The organism is Ideonella sp. WA131b, from assembly GCA_023657425.1.
In the GTDB taxonomy this organism is placed as follows: Bacteria; Pseudomonadota; Gammaproteobacteria; order Burkholderiales; family Burkholderiaceae_C; genus Rubrivivax.
This window is the reverse complement of the sequence record JAGTJW010000001.1, coordinates 22,335-48,298: the sequence shown is the minus strand read 5'-3', so window position 1 is coordinate 48,298 and position 25,964 is coordinate 22,335. Positions and strand designations below refer to the sequence as shown.

16 protein-coding genes and 3 pseudogenes are annotated in these 25,964 nt (G+C 70.8%); 8 read left to right on the top strand and 11 right to left on the bottom strand.

Annotation, left to right across the window (positions count from 1 at the left end; all coding sequences use genetic code 11):
* Positions 1-6: 6 nt before the first annotated feature.
* Entirely contained in the window at positions 7-792 is a 786-nt protein-coding gene (locus tag KA711_00205) for a hypothetical protein (protein ID MCM0607410.1), read from the top strand.
* Entirely contained in the window at positions 761-1,123 is a 363-nt protein-coding gene (locus KA711_00200; protein MCM0607409.1) for an OmpA family protein, read from the top strand. Before KA711_00205 ends, KA711_00200 begins: the two co-directional genes overlap by 32 nt.
* Positions 1,124-1,215: 92 nt before the next feature.
* Here the strand turns inward: KA711_00200 and KA711_00195 are convergent, their stop codons facing one another.
* Positions 1,216-1,626 carry a DUF2384 domain-containing protein gene (locus tag KA711_00195; GenBank protein MCM0607408.1) on the bottom strand — a complete coding sequence of 137 codons (411 nt, stop codon included), beginning with the start codon at positions 1,624-1,626 and terminating at the stop codon, positions 1,216-1,218.
* Positions 1,627-1,852: 226 nt separating this feature from the next.
* Positions 1,853-4,720 carry a cation-translocating P-type ATPase gene (locus tag KA711_00190; protein ID MCM0607407.1) on the bottom strand — a complete coding sequence of 956 codons (2,868 nt, stop codon included), beginning with the start codon at positions 4,718-4,720 and terminating at the stop codon, positions 1,853-1,855.
* Positions 4,721-4,927: 207 nt separating this feature from the next.
* On the opposite strand from KA711_00190, the pseudogene KA711_00185 reads away from it, so the two are divergent.
* The 3 genes and pseudogenes from KA711_00185 to argF all read left to right on the top strand — a co-directional run bounded on the left by KA711_00185 (position 4,928) and on the right by argF (position 7,107).
* Positions 4,928-5,833: pseudogene (locus KA711_00185) on the top strand (amino acid permease).
* Between the two features lie 50 nt (positions 5,834-5,883).
* Positions 5,884-6,090 (top strand): annotated as a pseudogene (locus KA711_00180) (arginine deiminase).
* A gap of 18 nt (positions 6,091-6,108) precedes the next feature.
* Positions 6,109-7,107, top strand: a complete 999-nt coding sequence (gene argF, locus KA711_00175) for an ornithine carbamoyltransferase (GenBank protein MCM0607406.1) — start codon at positions 6,109-6,111, stop codon at positions 7,105-7,107.
* Between the two features lie 80 nt (positions 7,108-7,187).
* Here the strand turns inward: argF and KA711_00170 are convergent.
* Positions 7,188-7,355: pseudogene (locus tag KA711_00170) on the bottom strand (CsbD family protein).
* Positions 7,356-7,400: 45 nt separating this feature from the next.
* Entirely contained in the window at positions 7,401-7,811 is a 411-nt protein-coding gene (locus KA711_00165; protein ID MCM0607405.1) for a PRC-barrel domain-containing protein, read from the bottom strand.
* 521 nt (positions 7,812-8,332) lie between these two features.
* Between KA711_00165 and KA711_00160 the strand changes: the two genes are divergently transcribed.
* Positions 8,333-8,491: a hypothetical protein gene (locus KA711_00160; GenBank protein ID MCM0607404.1), complete on the top strand. Its 159-nt coding sequence runs from the start codon at positions 8,333-8,335 to the stop codon at positions 8,489-8,491.
* A gap of 22 nt (positions 8,492-8,513) precedes the next feature.
* Here KA711_00160 and KA711_00155 read toward each other — a convergent pair whose 3' ends face one another.
* From KA711_00155 to KA711_00125, 7 genes are all read right to left on the bottom strand, one after another.
* Positions 8,514-9,734, bottom strand: coding sequence for an ABC transporter permease (locus tag KA711_00155; protein MCM0607403.1), 1,221 nt, complete (start codon positions 9,732-9,734; stop codon positions 8,514-8,516).
* A gap of 16 nt (positions 9,735-9,750) precedes the next feature.
* Positions 9,751-10,416, bottom strand: a complete 666-nt coding sequence (locus tag KA711_00150; GenBank protein ID MCM0607402.1) for an ABC transporter ATP-binding protein — start codon at positions 10,414-10,416, stop codon at positions 9,751-9,753.
* A 62-nt stretch (positions 10,417-10,478) separates the two neighbouring features.
* Positions 10,479-11,696: an efflux RND transporter periplasmic adaptor subunit gene (locus tag KA711_00145; GenBank protein MCM0607401.1), complete on the bottom strand. Its 1,218-nt coding sequence runs from the start codon at positions 11,694-11,696 to the stop codon at positions 10,479-10,481.
* A 113-nt stretch (positions 11,697-11,809) separates the two neighbouring features.
* Positions 11,810-12,547: a trypsin-like peptidase domain-containing protein gene (locus KA711_00140; GenBank protein MCM0607400.1), complete on the bottom strand. Its 738-nt coding sequence runs from the start codon at positions 12,545-12,547 to the stop codon at positions 11,810-11,812.
* Positions 12,548-12,591: 44 nt separating this feature from the next.
* Positions 12,592-12,900 carry a BON domain-containing protein gene (locus tag KA711_00135; GenBank protein MCM0607399.1) on the bottom strand — a complete coding sequence of 103 codons (309 nt, stop codon included), beginning with the start codon at positions 12,898-12,900 and terminating at the stop codon, positions 12,592-12,594.
* Between the two features lie 934 nt (positions 12,901-13,834).
* A complete protein-coding gene (locus KA711_00130) occupies positions 13,835-14,449 on the bottom strand; it encodes a PAS domain-containing protein (protein MCM0607398.1) in 615 nt (204 codons plus the stop codon).
* A 35-nt stretch (positions 14,450-14,484) separates the two neighbouring features.
* A complete protein-coding gene (locus KA711_00125) occupies positions 14,485-17,034 on the bottom strand; it encodes a PAS domain-containing protein (protein ID MCM0607397.1) in 2,550 nt (849 codons plus the stop codon).
* A 235-nt stretch (positions 17,035-17,269) separates the two neighbouring features.
* Between KA711_00125 and KA711_00120 the strand changes: the two genes are divergently transcribed.
* Complete coding sequence (locus KA711_00120; GenBank protein ID MCM0607396.1) at positions 17,270-17,512, top strand: hypothetical protein; 243 nt, start codon at positions 17,270-17,272, stop codon at positions 17,510-17,512.
* A 1-nt stretch (position 17,513) separates the two neighbouring features.
* Positions 17,514-25,814 carry a carbohydrate-binding protein gene (locus KA711_00115; GenBank protein MCM0607395.1) on the top strand — a complete coding sequence of 2,767 codons (8,301 nt, stop codon included), beginning with the start codon at positions 17,514-17,516 and terminating at the stop codon, positions 25,812-25,814.
* Positions 25,815-25,964: the final 150 nt, after the last annotated feature.

Below are 25,964 nucleotides of genomic sequence, written 5' to 3'. Positions count from 1 at the left end.
CGAAGTATGCCCGTCCGCGTGCGTGTCCCCGCCCCGGCAACCACATCGTGCGTTGGGCACTGTACGGTCGCCAGCGCACAGACGCTCGCACGCGGCGCGCCTACAACGGCCGCCAGGCCTACCGCGCCCCCGGCCGCGGCCACGGCTCAACCCCTCCACAGAACCAGGCACTGCCATGCACTCGACACCTCCCCTGCGGCTGGCCGCTCTCGTGCTGGCCGCACCCTGGGCCCTGGCCCATGCCCCCCTGCTCTCGCGCAGAACGACAGCCACCATTACTTCGGTCTGGGCGCCGGTCAGGGTCGGGCCAAGTTCGACGAGGAGAGTCTGGCTGCCCGCGCCCTGAGCCCTGGTGTCACGGCGACGGTTCTGGAGCGCGACGAGCGCGACCGCGCCTACCGCGTCTTCATGGGTTGGCAGTGGAACCGCTACCTGGGTGCCGAGGCCGGCTACTTTGACCTCGGCCGCACCGGCTTCAATGCCATCACGGCGCCACCGCGTGAGCGACGCGCTCGGGCAACGTGCGCACATCAACACCACGATGGTGAGTCTGGTGTTCCCTTTCGGCCGCGCGCCGGGTCCGATGCGCCAAGCCTTGGCCCTGCCCGCAACCCCGATGCTGGCGCAGCCTGTCCTGGTGGCGCCCGTGGCAGCACCCCCGCCTGTGGCGCCGCCGATGCCGATAGTGACTGCCGCGCCGAAGGCGCCGGACATCGTGGTCCCGATCGCGGCGATGCCGCCGCCTCGCGTCGTGTTGCCCGTGGACTCCATCTTCTCGCACGACAGCCGTGAGTTGCGCCCCGCGGCACGCACCGAGCTTGACGCGTTCGCCGCACGCCTGGCTGGAAGGCGCTACGAGCTCATCCGTGTCATCGGTCATGCCGACCGCATGGGCGAGACCGGCCACAACCAGGTGTTGTCGCAGCAGCGGGCCGATGTCGTAAAGGCTTACCTCTCGGGTCTGCCCGGACTCGTTGCCGGCCGCATCCAGTCGGTGGGCAGCGGCTCCTCGGAGCCGGTAACTGCGGCCTCGGACTGCGCAGCACCCATCGCACGCGAGACGCTGATCGTGTGCCTGCAGCGCGACCGACGCGTGGAGGTCGAGGTCAGCGGCGAGTTCTGAGCAGCCCAGGCCCACGCTCGGGCGCGGCTTCTTGCGAAGAGGCCCGCCGCGGGCGCCTCCACAGGCTCGGTGCGAACGGAGTCCAGGCGCCTTCAGGGCCCGGCGATGACTCGGTCGCCGCGTGCTGCCAGGAGCACGGCTCCCGGGTTTGTGGCGATCTGATCCACCGGGCGTTGCCCGCGTAGCCAGGCGCTCGGCTGCACGAACCACTGGGCCAAAGACCAGTCGTCGAACACGCCCCGCAACTCGGCCAGCACGCGGCTTGCACTGGGGCGCACCGCAAGCTCGGGCCACACGACCTGAAAAAGGGGCAGCCAGAGTTCGCCCTGCCAAGCCCAGCCGAACATCTCTCCGGCCGCGAGGCGGCGCGACAACTCGCCTGCGCAGCCAGCTCCCAGCAGCTTGAGTTGGTGCGAGAAGGCGAGCCCGCTCAGCAGGCCGCCCGAGGGCCGGTAGGCGAGCTCCAAAGCCTCGAAACTGCTGCGGCAGGGCGAGGAGCCCACCACGAAGTCTGCGGCATTGCGGGCACGCACGGACAGGGGATGAGGCCCCTGCGATGCAGCGCGAGCGGGCGAGTTCATGGTTGTTCTCCACTGGGGCCGCCGCGATCGCGCGGCACGGGACAGCGAGCTTCAAAGCCAACCCCTGGCGGCGTCTGTGCCTCAGCGCACGCCCGCACCCACCGCGACGGCGCGTTGCAAGCCCGGGCTCGTGGAGCCCGCCGTGCTCTCAGCGACGGCGCCATGCCTTCCTGGCTTCGCTGAAGAGCAGCACGCCACTGGACAGACCCGCGCAGGTGGCCCACTGCCCGAGTGACAGCGGCACGGTGCCGAAGGCCAGGTTGAGGATGGGCAGGTGCACCACCGCCACTTGCAGCCACAGCGAGCTGGCCACGGCCCACCAGAGCCAGGGGTTGGAGCCCAGATGGCGCAAGGCCGAGTCCATGGCTGAGCGTGCGTTGAAGGCGTTGAACAGCTGCGTGAGCACCAGCACCGTGAAGGCCGCCGTGCGCGCCAGCGGCAGGCCTTGATCCTCCGGGCCGAGCAGGGCCGTCGGGGGCTCGAGCAGGCCACCGGGCAGGAACAGGTCCAGTGCCAGCAGCGTGAGCGCAGCCATCACCAGCCCCGTGCCGGCCACGTCGCGGAGCATGGTGGCGTCGACCAGATGCTCATGCCGGGCACGCGGGGGGCGGGCCATCACGTCTTCGGCCACTGGGTCCACGCCCATGGCCAAGGCCGGCCCGGTGTCGGTGACCAGGTTCACCCACAAGAGCTGGGTGGCCAGCAAGGGCAGCGCCACCGCCGTACCCGCGTTCGACTTCAGCCCCAGCAGGCCCGCACCGAGCACGCCCGCGAGCACGGCCATGACCTCGGCGATGTTCGAAGACAGCAGGTAGCGCAGGAACTTGCGGATGTTTTCGAGCACGCCGCGGCCCTCGCGCACGGCCAGCACCAGCGTCGCGAAGTGGTCGTCGGCGAGCACCATGCGCGCTGCGGCCTTGGTGACCTCGGTGCCAGTTCGCCCCATGGCCACGCCGATGTCGGCCGCCTTCAGCGCCGGGGCGTCGTTGACGCCATCGCCCGTCATCGCCACCACCTGGCCGTCCTTCTGCAGCGCACGCACCAGACGCAGCTTGTGGCGCGGCGCCACCCTCGCGTAGACGGCGATGCGCGCCACGGCCACGGCCAGCGCAGCGTCGTCCAGTGCGTCCAGGGCCGGCCCTGTGAGCAGCGGTGCACCGAGCGGCGCCAGGCCCAGGTCGGCGGCGATGCGCGCTGCGGTGGCCGGGTGGTCGCCGGTGATCATGACCACGCGTATGCCGGCGCGGTGGGCGTCGGCGATGGCGGCGGCCGCCTCGGCCCGCGGCGGATCGATCAGCCCGACGCTGCCGAGGTACTCGAGATCCTGCTCCAGTGCCTCTGCCGCGTCGGCGTCAGCTGGCAACCTTGCTGCGGCCGGCAGGGTGCGTCGGGCCACCGCCAGCGTGCGCAGCGCATCGCCGGCCATGGCGTCGATCTCGGCGTGCAGGCGTGCCCGCAAGGTATCGTCCAGCGTCCTCGTCAGGCGGCCCTGCCGGACGTGGGTGCAGCGCGGCAGCAGCAGCTCGGGTGCTCCTTTCACCACCAGAACCGGCCCCGCGCCGGCCGCGCCTGCCAGCAGCACCGCCATGCGCTTGCGCAACGACGTGAACGGGATCTCGCCCAGGCGCGCAGCCCCGGCGCCAGCAGCCCCGCTTGGCCGCAGCTTGCGCACGGCCACTTGCAGCGCACCCTCGGTGGGGTCACCGAGCACCGCCCAGCTGCCATCGACGGCCTGCCGCAGCTGGGCATTGCTGGCCTGTGCGGCGGCGTGCAGCACGGCCTCGAGCTCGTCGAACAGCGGGCCTGGGCGCAGATCGGTCCCGGCGTGCACGGCATGGCCTTCGGGCCCGTAGCCGACGCCGCTCAGATCCACGCGGCCCGAAACGCTGAGCACGCGCTGCACCGTCATCTCGCCGCGCGTCAGCGTGCCGGTCTTGTCGGTCGCGATCACCGAGGCCGAGCCCAGCGTCTCTACCGCGGCCAGCTGGCGCACGATCGCGCGGTGCCGAGCCATCCGCCGCACCCCCATGGCGAGCACCACCGACAGGATCGCCGGCAGCCCCTCGGGCACCGCCGCAACCGCCACCGACACGCCCAGAAGGAGCACTGTCACCAGCTCGGACAGGCTGGGCGGCGCCGACCGTCCCATCAGCACCACGACCACCACCGCCGCCCCGATGGCCAGCGCGGCTGCGCCGAGCACGCGGCCCAGATGAGCCAGCTCGTCCTGCAGCGGCGAGGGCGCGTCGGCGGTGTTGTCCAGCAGGGTGGCGATGCCACCCAATTCGGTGGCCATGCCGGTGGCGGTGACGATGCCGTGGCCGTGCCCCTGGGCCACCGCCGTGCCCTGGAACACCATGTTGCGACGGTCGGCCAGCGCCACGGCCTGCTGGAGGGTGCCCGCGTCCTTGTGCACGGCCTCGCTCTCCCCGGTGAGCGCCGCTTCGAGCAGCGACAGCGCCGCAGCGTGCAGCAGTCGCGCGTCGGCTGCCACGGCATCGCCTTCGGCCAGCACCAGCACATCGCCACGCACGAGCTCGGCGCTGGGCACGCGCAGCATGGCGCCGTCGCGCAGCACCGCCGACGTCGCTACGCTCAAGCGCGCCAGGGCGGCCACGGCCTGAGCGGCCTTGGCCTCCTCCAGCCAGCCCAGGCCGGCGTTGAGCAGGACCACGATGGCGATGACGATGGCGTCCAAAGGCCAGCCGGCGACGCCAGGACGACCCCGGCCCTCGAACCACCAGCCGCCCAGGGCCAGCACCGCCGCGGTGCCCAGCAGGTAGACCAGCGGATCCTGCAGGTGCTTCAGCGCCTGCAGCCACAGCGGCGGCACAGGCTGTGCCCGCAGCGCGTTGGGCCCGTCGGACTGCAGCCGCCGCGCGGCCTCGGGCGCCGACAGGCCGCGCGCAGGATCGGTGCCCAAGGCCTGTGCGACGCGATTGCCGTCCATCAGCGAGGGTTCTTCGACGGCGGCCGCGGGCGGCCGCGCATCAGGGATGGTGGATGAAGGCGACATCGCAGCAGCCTGCGCGCAGTGCCGGCACTGCCGCTGTGCGGCGGCACACACCGGCACCAGCGCCGGCCGACCCGTCGCCCGAGCCCGCTGAGTGCGCCGCCGCACGGACGCCGGCCTGCCAAGGCGCGCAGCCTGCGGCCGGTGAACGACTCCACACCATCGACTCCACCGGCACGCCTGGGCCTGGGCCTGCTCGTGGCCCTGGTGGTGGGCTCAATCGTCGGCAGCGGCATCTTCGGCCTGCCGCAGAACATGGCCGCGGGCGCCGGAGCCGGGTCCATCCTGATCGGCTGGGGCATCACCGGCGTCGGCATGCTCCTGCTGGTGCGCGTGTTCCAGATGCTTTCGATGCGCCAGCCTGCGCTCGACAACGGCGTCTACGCTGATGCCCGCGCGCTGGGCGGCGAGTACGTGGGGTTCAACGCGACCTGGGGCTACTGGGTCAGCGCCTGGTTCGGCAACGTTGGCTACCTCGTGGCCGCATTCGGCGCGCTGGGCTGCTTCTTCCCGGTGTTCGGCGGCGGCAACTCGCCAGCGGCGATGGTCGGAGCTTCGCTGGTGCTGTGGGCCGTGCACCTGATGGTGCTGCGCGGCGTCCAGGGCGCGGCGGTGCTCAATGCCGTGGTCACGGCCGCCAAGATCGTGCCGCTGCTGGTGTTCATCGTGCTCGTGGCGCTGGCCTTCGAGCCCGCCACCTTTCGGCTCGATTTCTGGGGCACTCCGACACTCGGCACCGTGCTCGGACAGGTCAAGAGCACCATTCTCGTCACCGTCTGGGTTTTCATGGGCATCGAGGGCGCCAGTGTCTACTCGGCGCGCGCCAAGGGCCGTCAGGACGTGGGCCGCGCCACCGTGATCGGTTTCCTGGTCTGCCCGGCGCTGCTGGTGCCGGTCTCGCTGCTGTCGCTGGGCATCGTCAACCAGGCCACGTTGGCCGGGCTGCCCAACCCTTCGATGGCCTGGGTGCCGGAGCGCGCAGTGGGCACCTGGGGCGGGGTGCTCATTGACGTGGGCCTCATCGTCGCGGTGGGCGGCGGCTTCCTGGCCTGGATGCTGCTGGCCGCGGGGTCGCTGTTCACGCCGGCCGGCGGTGGCAGCATGCCGGCCTGGCTGGCCACGCTGTACTGCGCCTGGCAGTTGTTCGCCGCCGGCTCAAAGCACCTGCTGCTGAGCGCGAGCAGTGGGACGACGGCAACAACCTGCTGGCACTCGCACCAGGCGTCGTGGTGGGCTACGCGCACAACACCCACACCCACACGCTGCTGCGCAAGGCCGGCGTGGAGGTGATCACCGTGCCCGGCTCAGAACTCGGCCGCGGCCGTGGTGGCAGCCACTGCATGAGCTGTCCGATCGAGCGCGACCCCGTCTGAACCCCCCCGAGCCCCCCGATGAGCTTCAATCTGCGCAACCGCAACCTGCTGGCGCTGAAGGACTTCGCGCCCGACGCCATCCGCTACCTGCTGGATCTGGCGGTGGAGCTCAAGCGCAGCAAGGCCGCCGGTACCGAAAGGCCGCGCCTGAAGGGCAAGAACATCGCGCTGATCTTCGAGAAACCCTCCACGCGCACACGTTGTGCGTTTGAGGTGGCCGTGCACGACCAGGGTGGTCATGTCACCGTGCTTGACGCGGTCGGCTCGCAACTCGGCCACAAGGAATCGCTCAAGGACACGGCCCGTGTGCTTGGCCGCTACTACGATGGCATCGAGTACCGCGGCTTCCGGCAGGGCGTGGTGGAGGAGCTGGCGCGGCACGCCCAAGTGCCGGTCTGGAACGGCCTCACCGACGAGGCCCACCCGACCCAGGTTCTCGCCGACCTGATGACCATGCAGGAGCTTGACGAGCGTCCGCTGCGCGAGTTGTCGTTTTGCTACCTCGGCGACGCACGCTTCAACATGGGCCGCTCGCTGCTGGTGGGCGGCACCCAGATGGGCATGGACGTGCGCATCGCGGCGCCTGCTGCACTGATGCCGCCGCCCGCCCTGGTGGCAGCCATGCACGAGTTGGCGCGACACACCGGTGCGCGCATCCAGTTGCAGACCGACCCGCTGCAGGCGGTGCTTGGCGCCGACTTCGTCTACACCGACGTCTGGGTGTCGATGGGTGAGGACGAGTCGGCCTGGGCCGAGCGCATCGAGCTGCTGCGGCCCTACCAGGTGAATGCGGCGCTGATGCGCGCCACCGGTCGACCGCGCACCAAGTTCATGCACTGCCTGCCCGCCCTCCATGGGCTGGACACCGAAGTGGGCCGACAGGTGCATGCGAAGTTCGGACTGTCTGAACTTGAGGTCACGGACGAGGTGTTCGAGTCCGGAGCCTCCGTGGTGTTCACGCAGGCCGAGAACCGGCTCCACACCATCAAGGCCGTGCTCGTGGCCACGCTGGGTTGAGCGTGGACCAGAGCCCGGCACGAGGCTGGTCGTGGCCCTCCGCGGAAATGCGCTTCCGCCCACGCTCCTAGGAGCGTGATGTCCTTTGCGACTTCCTTCAGGTCGCCAACGGTCTTCTGCGCCTTGCCTTCGACCTGCTTGTGGATGCCCTTCATGCGCTGTTCGTCGCTGCCGACGACCTTGCCGACAGCCTCCTGCGCCTTGCCGACGGCGCCCTTGATCGAGCCCTTGACCTGGTCCTTGTTCATGGTGATGCCTTCTGCGGTGGTGGAAAGGGGGTGCAAGGCCACCGCTCAGGTCGCGATGTAGGGTGTGCCGTAGAACGGGTGCACGCCGCCGGCCCAGGTGCGGTCGGACATCGACGGCCAGTGCGCCTTGTCGAAGCCCGGCGCGTCCTTGAGCGTCGCCTTGGCCACGTTTAGGGTGAAGCGCTTGTGTGCGGTGTCGAGCGTCAACACCGCCCAGGGCACGGCGAACAGTTTGTCGCCCGGGCCGAGCACGCCGCCGAAGGACAGCACGGCGTAGGCCACTTTGCCGGTGGCCATGTCGATCATGAGTTCCTTGATGTCGCCCAAGTCTTCGCCTTCCTTGTTGCAAACATCGTTGCCCATCAAGGTGTCGGCGCCCATCAGCGAAGGGCCGGGGCCTGGGCTGCGGTGTGCGTACATGCCGAAGTTGTCGCGCGTGAGGTCGTTCGACTTCATGGCGCTTCCTTGGGACGCTGGAACCGACTGGCACCGACCACCATGAAGACGGACTTCATTGCGCAGCAGGACGTGAACGCCGAACGCCTGCGGGATCCTGCCAATCAGGGCGGGCGCATCGGCTTGGAGGTCCCCGAATGAGTCGTCGAGCTCTCTGGCGATGGCGCCATTCAGGGCGAGACATGCGCGACCGACTGCGCCGCACAGCGCGCAGCCGGCCGGCGCACATGGATCGATCCCCTGAGCCTGCGGTCCTGAAGGCCTGAACGGTAGGCCGGCATGATGGTCCTGGCCGTTGGTCTGTTCGTGTTGCTGCTGGCGGGTGGCGGTGGCCTGGGCGCTGCGGACCTTGATCCCCGGGGTCTTCTTCCTCGTGCTGCCGCGGCTGTTGTGCGGCCTGGTGCTGCCCGCCGTCGGTGCCCACGATGATGCCGAGCGCTGCGCGCGGGCCGCCGCGAGCCAGGCCGCGCTGCGAAGCCTGGCCGGCTCTGCGCTGCCGGCCCGCCCGCCCGCCCGCCCGAGTGCGCCGCGTTGCAGGCCTCGGCGGTGCGCATCGCAGCGCGCTGCGCGCCGAACGCGAGGCACTGGTGGCCTCGGCCACGGCGCTGGGCCTCAAAGACATCGTGCTGCGCCGCCTGGTGCGCGAAGTCGACCTGCAAGAGGCCCAGCCCGGCCCCTGAGGGACGGAGCACCTGTTCGCCGCTACTCGTGCCGAAGCGCGTCGATCGGGTCCATCCGCGCGGCGCGACGCGCCGGCACGTAGCCGAAGACCACCCCAATGGCGGCCGCGAACAGCAGCGCCACGCCGTTGATGACGGGGTCGAACACGTAGGGCACCGCCATGAGCCGAGCCCCGCCCCACGAGGCCGCAGCGGCCAGCAGCACGCCCACCGCGCCGCCCAGTGCCGACAGGACGACGGCCTCGATGAGGAATTGCAGCAACACCTCGCGCTCGACCGCGCCCACCGCGAGCCGCAAGCCGATTTCGCGCGTGCGCTCGGTGACGCTGACCAACATGATGTTCATGATGCCGATGCCACCCACGAGCAGGCTCACCGCGGCCACAGCGCCGAGCAGGTCGGTCAGCACGCCCATGGTGCTGCTGAGTGTGTCAGCCAGTTGCTGGGTGTCGAAGATGTTGAAGTTGTCGTCGTCGCCCGCGGCCAGCTGGCGCCGCTCGCGCAACAGCTCGCGCAGGCTGGCCTTGAGGGGCCCGCTGTCGGCGTCTTCGGCCATCGAAACGATCAGTGCGGCCACGCGCGTGTTGCCCGTCACGCGGCGCTGCAGCGTGTGCAGCGGCAGCACGACGCTGTCGTCCTGGTCGCCCATTCCGCCCTGGCCTTTGGCGGCGAGAACGCCCACCACCTGGCAAGAGAACTGGCGGATGCGCAGCAGCTCGCCCAGGCCGGCGATGTCCGGGCCTGCGGGCGAGCCGCCCCAGAGCTCGCGCCGCACGGTCTCGCCGACGATGCACACCGCCGAGCCGGCCAGCTGTTCGTCAGGCGTGAAGACACGCCCGCCGGCCAACGCCCAGTTGCCGGCGCTGAACCAGGCGTTGGTGCTGCCGCTCACGCTGGTGGCCCAGTTCCGCCCATTGGCCACCACGATGGCACTGGCGCGGCCCTGCGGCGCCACCTCGGCCACGCCGCCGATCTGGGTGGCGATGGCCTCGGCGTCCGTCTCGGTGAACTGCGGCACGCCGCTGCCGCCGCCCCCACCCAGGCGCTGACCGGGGCCCACCACCAGGAGGTTGGTGCCCAGGCTGGCGATCTTGCCCTCGATGGCTGTCGTGGCGCCGTTGCCAAGCGTCACCATGGTGATGACGGCGGCCACGCCGATCACGACCCCCAGGATGGTCAAGAACGAACGCAGCAGGTTGCGCTGCACCGAGCGCAAGGCCAGGAGCAGCACGCTCAACAGCATCGTGACCTGTTCGCCCTCAGGCGGCCTCGGCCGAAGCAGGGGCCTGCAGCGTCGGGTTGGGGTTGAGCTCGTCCCGAGCGATCCGACCGTCCAGGAAGTGGACCATGCGCCGCGCATAGGCGGCCATGTCAGGCTCGTGCGTCACCATCAGCACAGTGATGCCTTGGTCGCGATTCAGCGACATCAGCAGGCCCATGATCTCGTGGCTGCGCGGGCTGTCCAGGTTGCCGGTCGGCTCGTCGGCCAGCACCACGGCAGGCGCCGTGACGATGGCACGCGCGATCGCCACGCGCTGCTGCTGGCCGCCCGAAAGCTCAGCCGGCGTGTGCCGCTCCCAGCCTGCCAACCCCACATCGGCGAGTGCGCGCGTGGCGGCGGCGCGCCGCGTGGCGGTGCCGTCGCCGCGGTACAGCAGCGGCAGCTCGACGTTCTCTTGCGCCGAGGTGCGCGCCAGCAGGTTGAAGCCCTGGAACACGAAGCCCAGGTAGCGGCGACGAAGGCGTGCGCGCTCGTCGCGCGAGAGCGCCTCCACGCGCGTGCCCCTGAAGAGGTACTGGCCGGCTGTGGGCGTGTCCAGGCACCCCAGGATGTTCATGGCCGTGCTCTTGCCGGAGCCACTGGGCCCCATGATGGCCAAAAACTCACCAGCTGCCACATCCATGCTGATGCCCTTGAGCGCCATCAGCTCGCTGGCGCCGCTGCCGTAGCGCCGCGTGATGTCCCGCAGCCGTATCAGCGGCGCTGTCACGGCGCCGCGCCGGTGGTCTGCGCGGTCACCACGAGCATGCCCTCGCGCAGGGCCCCGGCGGCGATCTCGGTGCTTCGGCCGTCGCTGATGCCGGGCGTCACGGCCACGGCCTGGGGCACCGCGCCGGGCAGCGGCCGGCCGTCGACGTCGGTGGCCAGCACCCACACCTGACGCGCACCGGCGGTGCTGGCGCCCTCTGCCGCGCTCTTGCGCTGGCTTTCCGTCTTGGGCGGGCCGAAGCTCACACCCGCTGCCAAGCCCTTCTTCGCCGCATTGGTGGCGGTGGTTGGCGTGAAACGCAGTGCTGCATTGGGCACGTGCAGCACGCCCTTGCGTTCGGTGGCCACGATGGTGGCGGTGGCGGTCATTCCCGGGCGCAGGCTCAGATCGGTGTTGTCGACGTCGAGCCAGGTGAGGTAAGTCACGACGTTGTCGGTCAGGGTCGCACCGAAGCCCACACGCGTGATCCGCGCGGGATAGCTGCGCGTTGGGTAGGCGCTGACCGTGAAGCGAGCGGCCTGGCCGGTCTTGACGACGCCGACATCGGCCTCGTCGACGTAGACCCACAGGCGCAGCGTGGTCAGGCTCTCGGCCAGTGTGAACAGCGTCACTGCCTGCAGTGAGGCCGCGACCGCGTTGCCCGGGTCCACGGAGCGGGTGAGCACCACGCCGTCGGAGGGGGCTGTGATCGAGGCCTTGGTCAGATTGATCTGGTCGGTGGACAGCAGGGCCAGTGCCTCGCTGACCCCTGCCTCGGCGCTGGCCGCATCGGCCTGTGCACGGGTCAGGTTGGCGCGGCTGGCGTCAAGATCGGCCGGCGCCGGCTCGCGACCGTTCGACAGGCGCGCCATCGCCTCCAGCCGCGCCAGCCTCGTGTGCGCTTCGGCCAGCGTCGCCGCCGCCAGGCGCACGCGGCTGCGGGCGGCAGCCAGGCCGGCCTCGGAGCGCAGGATCTGGTCGCGCAGTTTGGCGGTGTCCAGCACCAGCAGCACCTGGCCTTTGGTGACGCGGTCATTGACGTCGACGTTGACGCGCAGCACGGTGCCCGAAAGCTCGCTGCCGATGCTCACCGAGCGCGTGGGCTGCACCGTGCCGTTGGCGGTGATGCTGAGCGTCAGGTCTCCTCGGGTGACGGCCTGGGTGCTGTACTGCGGTGCGGCCCGGGCGGCGCGTTTCATCCACCAGGTGGTGCCACCCGCCACCATCAGCAACATCGTGCCCACCGCCAACCAGGGCAGCGCACGCCGATACCAGGGCCTTGCCTCGGCCTGCCCCAGCAGCGCAGCAAGACCACCGGGCTCAGCCCCGGGAGCCGGGGCGGGCGCGTTCACGGTGCGCCGCCGATGGGCGAGTCTGTCAGCGTCAGCAACACATCGGCATACCAAGCGCAGTTCAGGCCCAGAGACTCATCGAGCTGGCTGTCGCGGTCGCTCATGTCCATGCGGCTGGCGTGTATGCCGAGCAGCCACCAGCGGCGCGGCCCCCCTGCGGCGCCGGCATGCCGGAGCACCGGCGCTCCGCTGCTGCCTCGGTGGGTGCGGCCGTCGGTGAGAAAGCAGCCCCGGCGCTGGAAGCGCACGCCGTAGGCGGAAGCGATCCCAGCCGTGCGCACGACGGGCAAGAAGTGCACCGTGTCGTGGAAGCCGAGCGGGAAGCTCGGAATGGCCAGGCTGTCGCCGACATCACCGAGCTCCTGCGCCTGGCGACCGGTGGCAAGGTTCTCGGGGCCGAAGGTCTGCATGGCGTGGGCCTGCGGCAGATCGGGCAGCGGTATCTCAAGCGCGGCAACGTCGATGTCGCCGCCGCCGTCTTGCGCCTGCCGCCAGCGTGCACGGCCATCGGCGTACAGCGACAGGCGCAGCGATTGCACACGGGTGAGGTCGCTGCGGTCGGTGTGGCAGAGGATCTCGACACCGTCTGGCGAGTGGCCCGAGGGCTCGTCGAAGAACACGTGCCGGCTGGTGATCAGGAAGACGCGGGCGTCGCGCCTGAAGAAGAAGCCGCTCGCCGAGGTCAACAGGCGGGCGCCGGCCCAGGTCTTGACCCGCGTGATCGCCAGCAGCATCGTCAGCGCCTGGCCGGGAGGCGCCTGGTCGGGCTCCACGGGCTTCAAGGGCGGATCGTGATCTCGTTCTTCACGGACCTGACGCCGTTGACATCGCGCGCAATGCGCTCGGCCGTGTTTCTCTCCAGAGCGCTCTTTGCAAAGCCGGACAGCATGACCGTGCCGTTGAGTGTTTCAACGCTGATGCTGGTCCCGGCGACGTCCGGGTTGCTCAGCATCCGGCTCTTGACCTGGGTGGTGATGCTCGCGTCGTCGAGGTAGGCCCCGGTCGTCTGCTGGCCGCGCGAAACGGCGCAGCCGGCGGTGACAAGCAGGACCAAGACCAGCGGGGCAAGCAGTGTGCGGAGCTTCATGAAGTGACCTCAAGGTGGGCGTGATGTTGGGCCGGCTGGCGCTGCCGACGCTATGCGGCTTGGAGGGGTCAGTCCGTGCGCCATCGAACATCGGTGCCAGCCAGGGCGTGTTCGATGGCGTGTTGACGCTCAGGCGACGAGAGTGGGTCCCCGCACAGACGCGTGCAGGGCCTGCGGGCGGCCGCGGTGATCTGCCCGGTGGGCGGCTTGGGCCTGGCTGGATGCGGCACCTTGTTGCCCAGCTCAAGAGTCGAGACCGATTCGCAGTGGGTGAGCCATGTCGACGCCGTGGCGTCGCTGGCTGCTCTGGCGCCCGCCAGCGCCACCCGCCTGACGGTGCACGAGCAAGGGCTGGACCCCGCCCGCCATGCGGCGCTGGCGATGCTGCATTTCGCCGACCTGCTGCAGCGCATCGCCGCGGCCACGCTAGGAGCGTGGGCGGCAGAAATTCAGCCCCGCGCCGGGGCGGCCAAAGCCACTGGCGTAGGCGCGTCGCGCAGCGCGGGCTTGACGCCCGCGCCAGCGGCGCAACACCCGCCAGCGGCTTTGGCCGCCCCGGCCCTTTGGGTTGGGCCGATTTCGGGGCCCTTGCGGCGTTGCCACGCTGGCCCGGGCGCACAGCCCGGGCTGCGCGCGGCGCCTGGCCTGGGCCCCGAAGTCGGCCCAACGCGGGGCTGGATTTCTGCCGCCCACGCTCCTAGGAGCGTGGGCGGCAGCGGGTGGGCAGTTTCTGGCTGGATGCGCTCAAATTCCGACGCGAGACGCTCACCACGGGCTGGCGCGTCGACGCGTTGCTGGAGTTGGTGGACGACGTGCTGGTGTACAGGCTGGTGAGGGCAGCCCGCGCTGCACGAGCGCGAACTGCGACGCAATCCTCTGGGGCCGCTGCAGGGTTGGGGCGAGCAGCTGGCACCCGGTAGGCACCCGGTAGGTATCACCGGGACTCCGCGCTCATGAGACAGAGCAGAGCGTCGCCCGTGGCCGTGTCGGCGCCGAGGCGGGCCAGCACCGGTTGCGCAGCCTGGCCCTGCGGGGCGACGGTGAGTCTGAACGAGCGCAGCGGTGCCGCCGCCTGCAGCTCCGCCAGGGCCGTGTCCAGGCTTTGCCTGTCGGGGCCTGCAAAAAAGGCAGCGATGCGCTGGCCCTGCACACGCCCACGCGGCAGGCCGAGCAGCCCGGCTGCGGTCTCATTCAGCTCGACCACCACACCGCCCGCATCGATGACGAAGCAGCCCACCGGCAGGGCATCGTGGCGTGCGGCCTGCCGCCGCAGCGCCAACTCCAACTCGCCACGCGACAGCAGCAGCTCCTGCGACTGCAACTCGAGCTCGACCTGATGAACCTGCAGCTCGTGCAGCAGGGCCAGCGCATCCGGCGCGGTGTCAGGGGACGAGGCCAATGCGTGCAGGACGCCCAAGGCATCCACGAAGCCGACAGCAGGCCCGTTCTCGGCGGTCGCGCCGCCCAGACGGGTGGTGGCGCGGCGGCGCAAGGCGTGCAGCGACTGCGCGTCCATGCCCGGGATGCCGGGGCTCGTCGACAGGGACATGAAAGTCTCCTCGGGTGGCTGACAAGCCGCCCACTCTACGCCTCGCGCAGCCGGGCCTCCAGGTGCTTGGCCGCCGTGATGTCCACGAAGGTGATGACCACGCCCTGAACCACGTTGGCGAGCGTGCGGTAGGGCATGACGCGAACGTTGAGCCAGTGTCCGTCGGTGGTCGCGATCTGCTTCTCGCTGATGGTCAGAGTGCGCAGCGTCTGCCTCATGTCGTTGTCAAGATCGGGGTACAGCAGCGTGCTGGTCAGCTCGCTCAGCGGCCGGCCGATGTCGTGCTCGCGCAGGTGGATGACACGCGCAGTCTGCTCGGTGTAGCGGCGCACCTTGAACTGCTCGTCGAGAAACAGAGTCGCGATTTCCGTGCTGTTGAGCAGGTTCTGCATGTCGCTCTGCGCCAGCGCCAGGTCGTCCAGTTTGCCTTGCAGCTCGCCATTGATGCTCTGCAGCTCCTCGTTCATCGATTGCGCCTCTTCCTGGGAGGTCGTCAGTTCTTCGTTGGCCGATTGCAGCGCTTCGTTGGTGCTCTGCAGCGCCTCGTTGGCGGCTTGCAGCTCTTCGCGGGACGCCCGCATTTCCTGGTGCAGCGCCTGGATCTCCTCACGAGCGCGCAGCAGCTGGTCGGCCCGGGGCGCTTGTTCCGCGCCTGCGGCGGCTGTGGGCCTGCGGCGCGGCTGAGCCGGACGCTCGCGGAAGACGATCAGGGCCATGCCCTGCAGCGGCTTGGGCTGCGCGATGCCCTGCACCGTGATGTCCAGCGCAGCGCCCGCACCGTCATCCAGGTGCAACGCCCGCAGCTCCACCGTCGTATGCGTCTGCACAGCGGTGCGCAAGGCGACCGCCAGTTGAGCGCGGATGGCGGGCCGTGCCATCGCGTGCAGGTTCCAGTTGGCCTTGCCGGCAGCCGGCTCCAGGAAGCGGCCGGTTCGGCCGCTGATGTAGACGATGTCGCCGGCTGCGTTGACGAGAACGGCCGGCGGCGCATGACCTTGCAGCAGCAGCTGATCGGCCAGAACCTGCAGGTTGGCGGGCGGGGGGGTGGTGTGCGGCAGCTGAGTCTCCTTCGGGATGGCAGCGGCACCGGGGCGGCCCTGGATCGGAAAGACAGCAGGGTCGGCAGGCCCGGCGTTCTCGCTGCGCCGGTAGATCCTCGACCTCGGGTGCAGCGGCACGAACAGCGTCTCGGCGCGGCCCACGGTCTCTGCGTTGCCCAACAGCAGCGCACCGCCGGCCCGCAGGCTGTAGTGGAACAGCGGTACCAGTCGTCGCTGCAGTGCCGCGCCGAAGTAGATCATGAGGTTGCGACACGTGAGGATGTCCAGGCGCGTGAAGGGCGGATCTTGGAGCAGGTCGTGCTGGGCGAACAGCACCCTGTCGCGGATGCGCGCATCGATCCGCCAGCCCTTGGGCGTGCGAGAAAAGAAGCGCGACAGCCGCTCGGGCGTCAGACCTTCGACGCTCGTCTCGGCGTAGCAGCCTGCGCGCGCTGCGGCAATCGCGTCTGCATGGAGATCGGTGGCGAAGACCTGCACGTCGCGGCGCTGCGCCTGCGGCAGGGTCTCCTGGACCTCCGAGCAGGCGATGGCCAGCGTGTAGGCCTCCTCGCCTGTAGAACACCCAGCGACCCAGGCGCGCATCGGGCCGGCCGTGCGGTCGGTCTGGGCCAGCATCACCGGCAGCACGCGGTCCTGCAGATCCTGCCAGGCTTCGGGGTCGCGGAAGAACGCGGTCACACCGATGAGCAGTTCCTTCAGGAGCAGATCCAGCTCCTGCGGATGACCGCTCGCGAAGTCCGCATAGTCCGCCGTCGAGGGCAGCCCGTGGACGGCGACCCGCCGCGCCACACGGCGCTGCAGGGTGTTGGGCTTGTACAGCGACAGGTCGTGCCGGGTTTGCGCGTGGAGCAGCGCCAGGATGCGCGCGAGGGCAGCCGCATCGCTGCGGCCAGCCCAGCCCCGGGCCGCTGAGCGCCGCTGTGGCGTGGCCAGGAGCGCGAGCATGAGTGCCGGCAACTTGGCCGGCAGATCGATGATGTCGACGCAGCCTGTCGCTATCGCGTGGCGGGGCATGTCATCAAACTGCGCCGAGGCCGGCCGCTGCACCAGCGTCAGGCCGCCCTGCGCATGGATCGCCCGCAAGCCCGCGCTGCCGTCGGCTCCCATGCCCGACAGCACGACGCCGATCGCGCGTTCGCCCAGTTCTCGGGCCAGCGAGCCGAACATCACGTCGATGGGCAGCCGGTGACCGCGCGGCCTCGAGGGCTGGGCGAGGTGCAGGGCGCCACCGCTGAGGGTCATCTCTGCGGCCGGCGGCATCACGTAAACCTGGTCAGCCACCACCGGCGTAGGCCCACCCACTTCGAGCACCGGCACAGCGGTGGCCCGCTGCAGCAGATCGGCCAGCAGTGTCTGGTGATGGGGGTCCAGGTGCTGCACAACGACGAAGGCCAGACCACTGGCTGGTGGCACCTGGCCGAGAAACTGCATCAGCGGCTCCAGCCCGCCGGCAGAGGCGCCCAGGCCGACGACGGGCACCGTCGCGCAAGGCCGCTCCGGCAGTGCCCCCGCAAGATCACGCATGGTCCGAGTATGGGGCCCGGTGTCGCAGGCACCGCCGTGCGGCGGCGCACAGACGCTGGGAGGGCGCGGCGGCTACAAGCACCCTTGGCCAAGTCCCGCCGAGCACCCACGAGCCCCGCATGCATCCCATCCCTGCCCGCCGCGCGCAGCTCGCCCCGGCGCCATCTCGCCCGCCTGCCGGGCTGGCCGGTTTGCCCCGCGCCGGGGGAGTCGTGGCCGGCAGGATGGACGTGCGGTGAACGCGCCGCGCATCCCCGGGCCCTGCTGGAGCACGGCCTGCTTCGGCGAGGCGGCAGACCCGTCACCCCTGGAGATGTCGGGGCTGGGCGATCATCTCCAGGCGTGCCGTGCCCTGTGCGGGCGGCTGTTCAGGCTAGGCTGCGCGGTCGAAGCCGCCATGGCTTTCTTGGCTGCGCGGGTCGTCACCAGTCTGCTGGCGCTGGCGCTGCTCGTCGGCCTGGCCCTGTGGGCCTGTTAGGGTGGGGCGGCTGCCCGGCCTCAGCGCGCTGATCCCGGCCGCCACTCCTGAACTCTGTGCACTTCTTGACCCGGCGCGCGGGCCGCTGCAGCCATCGATACGGTCCGAGATCTTCGGCTTGCAGCGTTTCGCGCAGCATGGTCGCAGCCTGGGCAGGACACACCGGGTGGCGCGTTCTCGCCCTCTGGCGCCGACCTTCCACCCGCGTCTGCGCAGCAACATTGCGGTGCTGCGCGAGGCGCACCGCTACATCGGCTGGCAGACAGGGAGCGGCCATGACGTGAGCCCCGCCGCCGAGTGGCTGCTGGACAACTTCCACCTCATCGAAGCGCAGCTGGTGCAGGTTCGCGAAGGGCTGCCGCGGCGCTACTTTCGCGAGCTTCCGGTGCTCGTCGGGGCGCCGCTGGCCGGCTTGCCGCGCGTCTACGGCGTGGCCTGGGCCTTTGTCGCCCACACCGACGGCGACTTCGATGAAGACCTGCTCTCCACCTACCTGCGGGCGTATCAGGAGACGCGCGAGCTGCATCTGAGCGAGATGTGGGCTCTGCCCACCACCTTGCGTGTGGTACTGATCGAGAGCCTGCGCCGGTTGGCCGAACGAGTGGCCTGCAACAAGGCCGCCCGGGAGGCGGCGAACCTGTGCTGCGACCGGCTCGACGGGGTCGACGTTGCCGCGCTGGAGCTGGTGCATCAGCGCCTTGAGCGCCGCGGTGTCGGCGGCACCTTTCTGGCGCAGATGGCCCTGCGTCTGCAAGAGCCGTCCCAAGGTGCTGAAGGCAGCGTGCGCCCGGAACATCTCGTCTGGCTGCAGCACGCGCTGCCTGACGCGTCGACGCAGCATGCGCAGCAAGGCGCTGACCAGGCCGCCGACAACCTCAGTGTGCGCAACGCCGTCAACGCGCTGCGCGAGATCGGCGACGCCGACTGGGCCGACATCGTGGCGCGCACCAGCGCGTTGATGCGCAGCATGCTCCGCTCGCCGGTCTTCGAGGCCGAGCACGCCACCACGCGCGACGAGACCTTGCATGGCATCGAAAGGCTGGCGCGGCGCAGCGGGCTGGGCGAAGGGGTGGTGGCGCAACGCCTGCTTCAGCTGATGGGTGCCACGCCTGCCGATGCGCTCTCGGGCGTTCCCGGCCACTGGCTGGCCGGCGCCGGCCGGCCGACGCTGCTGCGGGTGCTGGGCCTGAGGGAACAAAGCGCGCTCGCCTGGCGAACCAGCGCCCTCCCACTGGCCCTGCCGGCCTACCTGGCTGTGGTGCTGCTGTCGACGGTCGGGCTCCTGGTCTGGCTCTTGGAGTCGGGCGCGCCGTCCGCGGTCGGGCCGGGGCTCGGTGTTGCCTTGCTCATGGCCTTGCCGGCATCGGAGGCGGTGATCGCGGTCATTCATCGGCTCATCAGCGAGTCGGCGCAGCCATGCTCCTTGCCGCGGCTGGCCTTGCGGGCAGGCATTCCAGCCGAACATCGCGCGCTCGTCGCTGTGCCGGCTCTCTTGGGCAGCGTCGCCTCGGTGCAGGCCTTGCTGCACCGGCTGGAGCTGCACCACCTGGCCAATCCGGAACGCGAGGTGCAGTTCGCGCTGCTCAGCGACGGCGTGGATGCCGATGCCGAGCGGGTCGATGGCGATGCCGCGTTGCTCAGCTGCGCGACCCAGGGCATCGAGGCGCTCAATGCGCGCCATCCGGGCTTGCCGGGCGCCGCGCCGCGCTTTGTGTTGCTGCACCGAGCGCGTCGGTTCAGCCCGAGCGAGCAGGCCTGGATCGGCTGGGAGCGCAAGCGCGGCAAGCTCGAGCAGCTGGTGGCCGCGCTGGCCCAGGGCGGGCCAGGCCCCTTTGTCGATCTGGGTGAGCTTTCCCGCCTGGCCGAGGCCACACGTTACGTGGTCACGCTGGACAGCGATACCCAACTGCCGCCGGGCAGTCTGCGGGCGCTGGTCGGCGTGGCTGCGCACCCGTTGAACCGTCCGCGGCTGGATCTCGGCCGGCGCCGCGTTGACGCCGGCTACGGCATCCTGCAGCCGCGCATCCTCACGCCGCTGCCGGCACGGCAAGAGCTCACCCCCTTCCACGCGCTGTTTGCCGGACCGTGCGGCCTGGATCCCTACAGCGCCGCCAGTTCGGAGGTCTACCAAGACCTCTTCGGCGAGGGCAGCTTCAGCGGCAAGGGGCTGCTCGACGTGCAGGCTGTGCATGCGGTGCTGTCCGGTCGCCTGCCGGAGGGGCTGGTGCTCAGCCACGATCTCTTCGAGGGCTCGCTGGCGCGCTGCGCAGCCGTGACCGACATCGGCCTTGTCGAGGCCGCACCCTTTCACGCCGACGTGGCCGCTTCGCGTGTGCATCGCTGGACACGCGGCGACTGGCAGCTGCTGCCGCTGCTGCTGTCGCCCTGGCGCTACCGGCTGCGGGCCGTCAACCGTTGGAAGCTGCTGGACAACCTGCGCCGCTCCTTGGTGGCGCCGGCTTCGTTGGCGCTGGTGGTGCTGTCCTTGACCGGCAGCGCCTTGGTGCCGGTGGCTGCGTTGGCCCTGGTGCTGGCTGCCTTCTCGGCCGGGCCGGTGCTGGGTGCCTTGGCCGGCCTGTGGCCGCGCAGCGAAGACGGCGCCCGCGGGTACTTCTTCCGCCAGGCCGGGGCCGGGCTGATGCGGTCCTTGGGTGGCGGCTTGTGGCACCTGGCCCAACTGCTGCAGCTCGGCCGCCAGCGGGCCGACGCCATCGGTCGCGCGCTGTGGCGCATGGGCATCAGCCGGCGCCGCCTGCTGCAGTGGACCACCGCGGCCACGGCGCAGGCCGAGTCGACGACGCGGCTGGACCAGCTGCTGCGCCGCCACGCGGTCGAGCCGGCGCTGGCGCTGCTGCTGACGCTTGGCCTGCTGGCCGCCGGCACGCCACATCCGGCGATGACCGTCGCCTTGGGGCTGTTGTGGGCCGCGTCGCCGCTGTGGACCTGGTGGGCGAGCCGACCGCCACCGGCCCGCACGGGTGCCGCCTTGCCCGGCGCCGACCGTGTTTACCTTGAAGCTGTGGCGCGCGACACCTGGCGCTACTTTGAGCGCTGTGTCAGTGCCGACGACAACCATCTGCCGCCCGACAACCTGCAGACCCTGCCGCAGGAGATGTTGGCGCACCGCACCTCGCCCACCAACATCGGGCTGTACCTGCTAAGCGCAGCCTGTGCGCGCGAATTCGGTTGGATCGGCAGCGCAGAGCTCCTGCAGCGGCTGGAGGCCACGCTGGACACCCTGGACCGGCTGCAGCGCCACCGCGGCCACTTCCTGAACTGGTACGACACCCAGACCTGCGCGCCGCTGCCACCCCATTACGTGTCGACGGTGGACAGCGGCAATCTCGGTGGCCACCTGCTGGCCGTGGGCCAGGCCTGCCTGGCGTTTGCGCATGCCGGCCACGGCGAACGAGAGGAGGGCCCGACAGGGCGCACCGATCCTCCTGAGTCCGTGGCGGTACGCCTGCGCGCTGTGGCGGCGCGCTGCACCGGCCTGGCCTGGGCGGCCGACTATCGCTTCCTGTACCACCCCCGCCGCCATCTGTTCCACATCGGCTACCGCGTGGCCGAGCAGGCGCTGGACGCCGGGTTCTACGACTTGCTGGCCTCAGAGTCCCGCCTGACCAGCCTGTTGGCCATCGCCAAAGGCGACGTGCCGGTGGGCCACTGGGCCGCACTCGGCCGGCCGTTCTACGCCGTCGGCGCGGTGGCCGGTCTTCGTTCGTGGTCGGGATCGATGTTCGAGTACCTGATGCCCAGCCTGCTGATCGACGAGCCCGAAGGCAGTGTGCTGCGAGACGCAGGCCTGGCGGCGCTTCGCGAGCAGATCGCCTACGCCCGCCTGCACGACGTGCCCTGGGGCATCTCCGAGTCGGCCTATGCTGGCCGCGACTCGACCCTGGCCTACCAGTACGCGCCGCAAGGCGTGCCGCGCTTGGCCCTGCGGCGCACACCGCCCGACGAGCTGGTGATCGCACCCTACGCCACGGCCCTGGCGGCCCAGCGGGCCCCGCGGCGCGCGGCGGCCAACCTCGCGGCGTTGGAGGCGCTGGGTGCTCGTGGCAGCCTGGGCTTCATCGAGGCGTTGGACTACACGCCCTCGCGATGCGCGCTGGGCGAGCCCTACACGCCCGTGGCCACCAGCATGGCCCATCACCAGGGCATGACGATCGTCGCGCTGACCAACGTGCTGCGCGACGACGTGGTGCGCCGCTGGGCCATGGCCGAGCCCCACCTGGAGGCGATGGTGCCCTTGCTCCACGAACGCGCCCCGCGCGAGGTGCCGCGGCTGCGTGCAGCGCCGACGGGTCCGGCCCAGGGGGCTGAGCTCAGGGGCCGCGCGCCCGGACTGTTGCGACAGGTGCGGCCAGGCGAAGCTGCGGTGGAGCCTACGCATATCCTGTCCAACGGGCGCTACCGCGTGACGCTGCGCGCCAGCGGCGCCGGCTGGAGCCGTTGGGGCCCGGTGGGCATCCAGCGCTGGCGCGACGATGCGCTGCGCGATGCCTCGGGCAGCTTCTTCTACCTGCGCCGCGCTGACGAGGCTGCGCGGGTCTCGCTGAGCCAGCATCCGGCCCCCGACCCGGATGCGTGTTATGGAAGCATCTTCCACGCCGATCGCGTGTGCCTCGAAGCCCGGTGGCCCGACCTGCAGACCCAGGTCACGGTCTGGGTGAGTCCGGAGGACGACATCGAGTTCCGGCAGGTCGAGCTGCGCAACCTCGGCGATGCGGCACTCGACCTCGAGCTGATTTCGGCCTTCGAGCTGGCTCTGGCGGAGCCGGGCGCCGACGAGGCCCATCCCGCCTTCTCGAACCTGTTCGTGCGTGCCAGTTGGCGCCCAGCCATGCAGGCGCTGGTGTTCGAGCGCCGCCCGCGTCTGGCCGGCGAGCGGGTGGTGATGGCCGCGCATTTTCTGGCCGCCAGCGACCCGCCTGCGCAGGCGCTCCATGTGCAGACAGACCGCCTGCGTTGGCTGGGCCGCAACCGCGGCACCAGCCGGCCGTTGGCAGCCCTGGATGCCGCGCCGGTGATGCCAGGCGACGTGCCGGTGCCGATGGACACTGGCCTTGACCCTGTGTGCGCGATCGCCCTGCGGGTGCGCATCTTGCCGGGCGCGAAGGCGCTGTTGACCTTTGCCACCGCCGCCACCGACAACGGCGGCGTGCTCAGTGCGGTCATCGACAAGTACCGCCAGCCCGTCCACGTGCAGCGGGCCTCGCTGATGTCGGCGACGCTGACCGGCATCCGCTTGCGGGCGTGGGGGATGGGTGCCAACGACTTCGTCGCCATCCAGTCCCTGAGCTCCGCCTTGGTGCACACGCTCTCCCGGCCGGACCTGGTGCGGGGCGCGCCCGCCGCCTGCAGCGGCTTCGACCGCCGTCTGCTGTGGCGCTTCGGCGTCTCCGGCGATCGACCCATCGTCCTGGTGCTGGCCCAGGCGGCGCAGGGCCAGGGGCTGCTGCGCTCGCTGGCTCTGGCGCTGCGGCTGTGGGCCTGGGGCGGTGTCGGGTGCGACCTCGTGGTGCTCAACGCGGAGCCGGTGTCTTACGCGATGGCGGTGCAGCAAGAACTGCGGGTGCTGCGCGAGCGACATGACGCCGAGAACCGGGCGCGGGGCAGCGACGCCTGCACGGGGCTCTTCGTTGTGCAAGCCCATGAGATCACGGACGCCGAAAAGGCGGCCCTGAACGGCCTGGCGCGCGTGAGGCTGGTCGCCGACGGCCGGCCGCTGGCGATGCTGGTCCAGGGGTGGATGGCCGGGCACGAGGCCGCCTTCGAGCGCCGCCATGAAGGAGCACGCTGCGCCTTGCCAGCGGCGGCAGGCCCTGCATCACCGGCGCCGGCTCCGCAAGGGCGCTTCACGGCCGAGGGCGCGGACTTCGTCTTCGAGGCCGGCGAGGCCCTGCGCCCGGCACGGCCCTGGATCAACGTCATTGCCAACGCCGACTTCGGCACCCTCCTGTCCGAGGCCGGCGGCGGCCACACCTGGGCCGGCAACAGCCGCCTGAACCAGCTCACCGCCTGGTCCAACGATGCGGTGGCCGATCCGCCTTCTGAGTGGCTGCTGTTGCAGGACATGCGCACGCGCCAGGTCTGGAGCGCCACGGCCAGCGGCGGCACGGCGAGCGACGGTGCAGCCGTGGTCTACCGCGTGACCCACGGCCAAGGTTGGAGCCGCATCGAGCACCGAAAGGGCGACGCGGAGGTCATCCTCACCTGGTGCGTGGACCCGGTGCTGGCGGTCAAGCAACTCCAAGTGGCTATCACCAACCGAGGCACGCAGACGCTGCACCTGCGTGTGGCCGGCCTGGTCGAGTGGACGATGGGTGCGGGTACCGCCTCGCGGGCCACGGTGCACACCGCCCGGCTGCGCCAGCGGCTGCCCGAGGGCTGGCTCACCGGGCTGCTCTGCACCCAGTTGGAGGCCTCCGGTGGCTTTGGCAACGGCACGGCCTGCTTCGCGGTCGCGCACGGGTCGGCCCAGCCCCACGACCCCGAGGCGGACTGGACCTGCGACCGCCGCGAGTTCTTCGACGCACGCGGACGCTTGGTGCTGCCGGATCACCTAGGGCGCTCGCAGGGGCGCGGGCTTGATCCCTGCGCCGCCCTGGCGTTGCACCTGGACATCGCCCCCGGTACCTCGGCCGCTTGCGTCTTTCTGCTCGCTTATGCCGGCAGCCCGGATGCGGCGCGGAGCCTCGTCACGCGCGCCGCCGCCATGCCACCGGACCTGCGCCTGGACGCTGCACGCTCGGCCTGGGACACCTTGCTGCAGGCCACCAAGGTGACCACGCCGGACCCGCTCTTCGATGCCTTGGTCAACCGCTGGCTGCTGTACCAGACCGTGTCCTGCCGCCTGTGGGCCAAGGCCGGGTTCTACCAGGCGGGCGGCGCCACCGGCTTTCGGGACCAGTTGCAGGACGCCATGGCCCTGGCCGTGGCCGCGCCACACCTCTTGCGCGCGCAGATCCTGCTCGCGGCCTCGCGGCAGTTCCCGGAGGGCGACGTGCAGCACTGGTGGCACGCGCCCGGTGGTGCTGGCGTGCGCACGCACTTCAGCGACGACCTGCTGTGGCTCCCGAAGGCCTGCGCACACTACCTGGTGGTCACCGGCGACGCCACGCTGCTGTCGGAGACCGTGCCGTTCATCGAGGGCCCGGTCGTGCCGCCGGGTGCCGAGGATGTCTACGCGACACCCGTGGTGAGCGCGCTGACGGCCACGGTCTACGAACACGCGGCGCGGACGATAGACCGCAGCCTGCGCGTCGGCGCGCACGGCCTGCCGCTGATGGGCAGCGGCGACTGGAACGACGCCATGAACCGCGTCGGCCACGAAGGACGCGGCGAGTCGGTGTGGCTGGGCTGGTTCCTCTGCACAGTGGTGGCCGCCTTCGCGCCGATCGCACGCTCCCGTGGCGAGGCGCAAAGGGCCGAGCGCTGGGACGCGGCGGCGCAGGGTTGGCAGCGGGCGCTGCGCGGCCCGGCCTGGGACGGGGCCTGGTTTCGGCGGGCCTTTTTCGACGACGGCAGCCCGCTTGGCTCGCAGGGCCTTGCGGAATGCCGCATCGACCTGATCGCGCAGGCCTGGGCCGTGCTGTCGGGCGTGGCGACGTGGCCGCAGCAGGTGGTGGCGATGGCGGCAGTCGATGCGCAGCTGGCCGACGCGAAGGCCGGCCTGCTGCGCCTGCTGGACCCGCCCTTGCAGCACGCCCGGCCCAGCGCCGGCTACATCCAGGCCTACCCGCCAGGCGTGCGCGAAAACGGCGGCCAGTACACGCATGGCGCCGTGTGGGCACTGATGGCGCAGGCGCGGATGACAGCGGACCACGGCCACCCGGAAAGCGGCGAAGCGGCGTGGCGGTACTTCACCTGGCTGAGCCCGGCGCACCGCGCGGCCGATCCGCAGCAGGGGGCCGCCTATGGTCTGGAGCCCTACGTGATGGCCGGTGACGTCTACACCCAGCCACCGTACGTGGGTCGCGGAGGCTGGAGCTGGTACACCGGGGCCGCGGCCTGGATGCACCGCGCTGCCATCGAGTCGATCCTCGGGCTGAGCCTGGATGCCGGCACCCTGAGCCTGCGGCCCTGCCTGCCGGCGCACTGGCCACGTGCCGAGCTGAGCCTGTTGCACGAAGGCCGCCGGCTTCGGTTCGTGCTGCTGCGTGGGGGTGACGCGCAGGCCCGGCGCGAGGCTGCCGCCTGCGGGGCAACGCTTCTGCGCCGCGGCGAGCAGCTGGCTTGGCGAGACCTGCCGCAGCAAGCGGGTTTCGTGGTGCCGCTGGACAGCGACGGGTCTTGAGAGGCTGTGAACGAGCCCCCCACGCCCGCTCAACCTGCCCGACAAGTCGGGTGCGACACCCGCCGGGCGGGTTCGATCCGGTCGCGCTGGCGCAGGCGGTCAAGGCCACCAGTGCCAGCCGCGCCGCACCGGCCAGTCTGCCAGCGCACC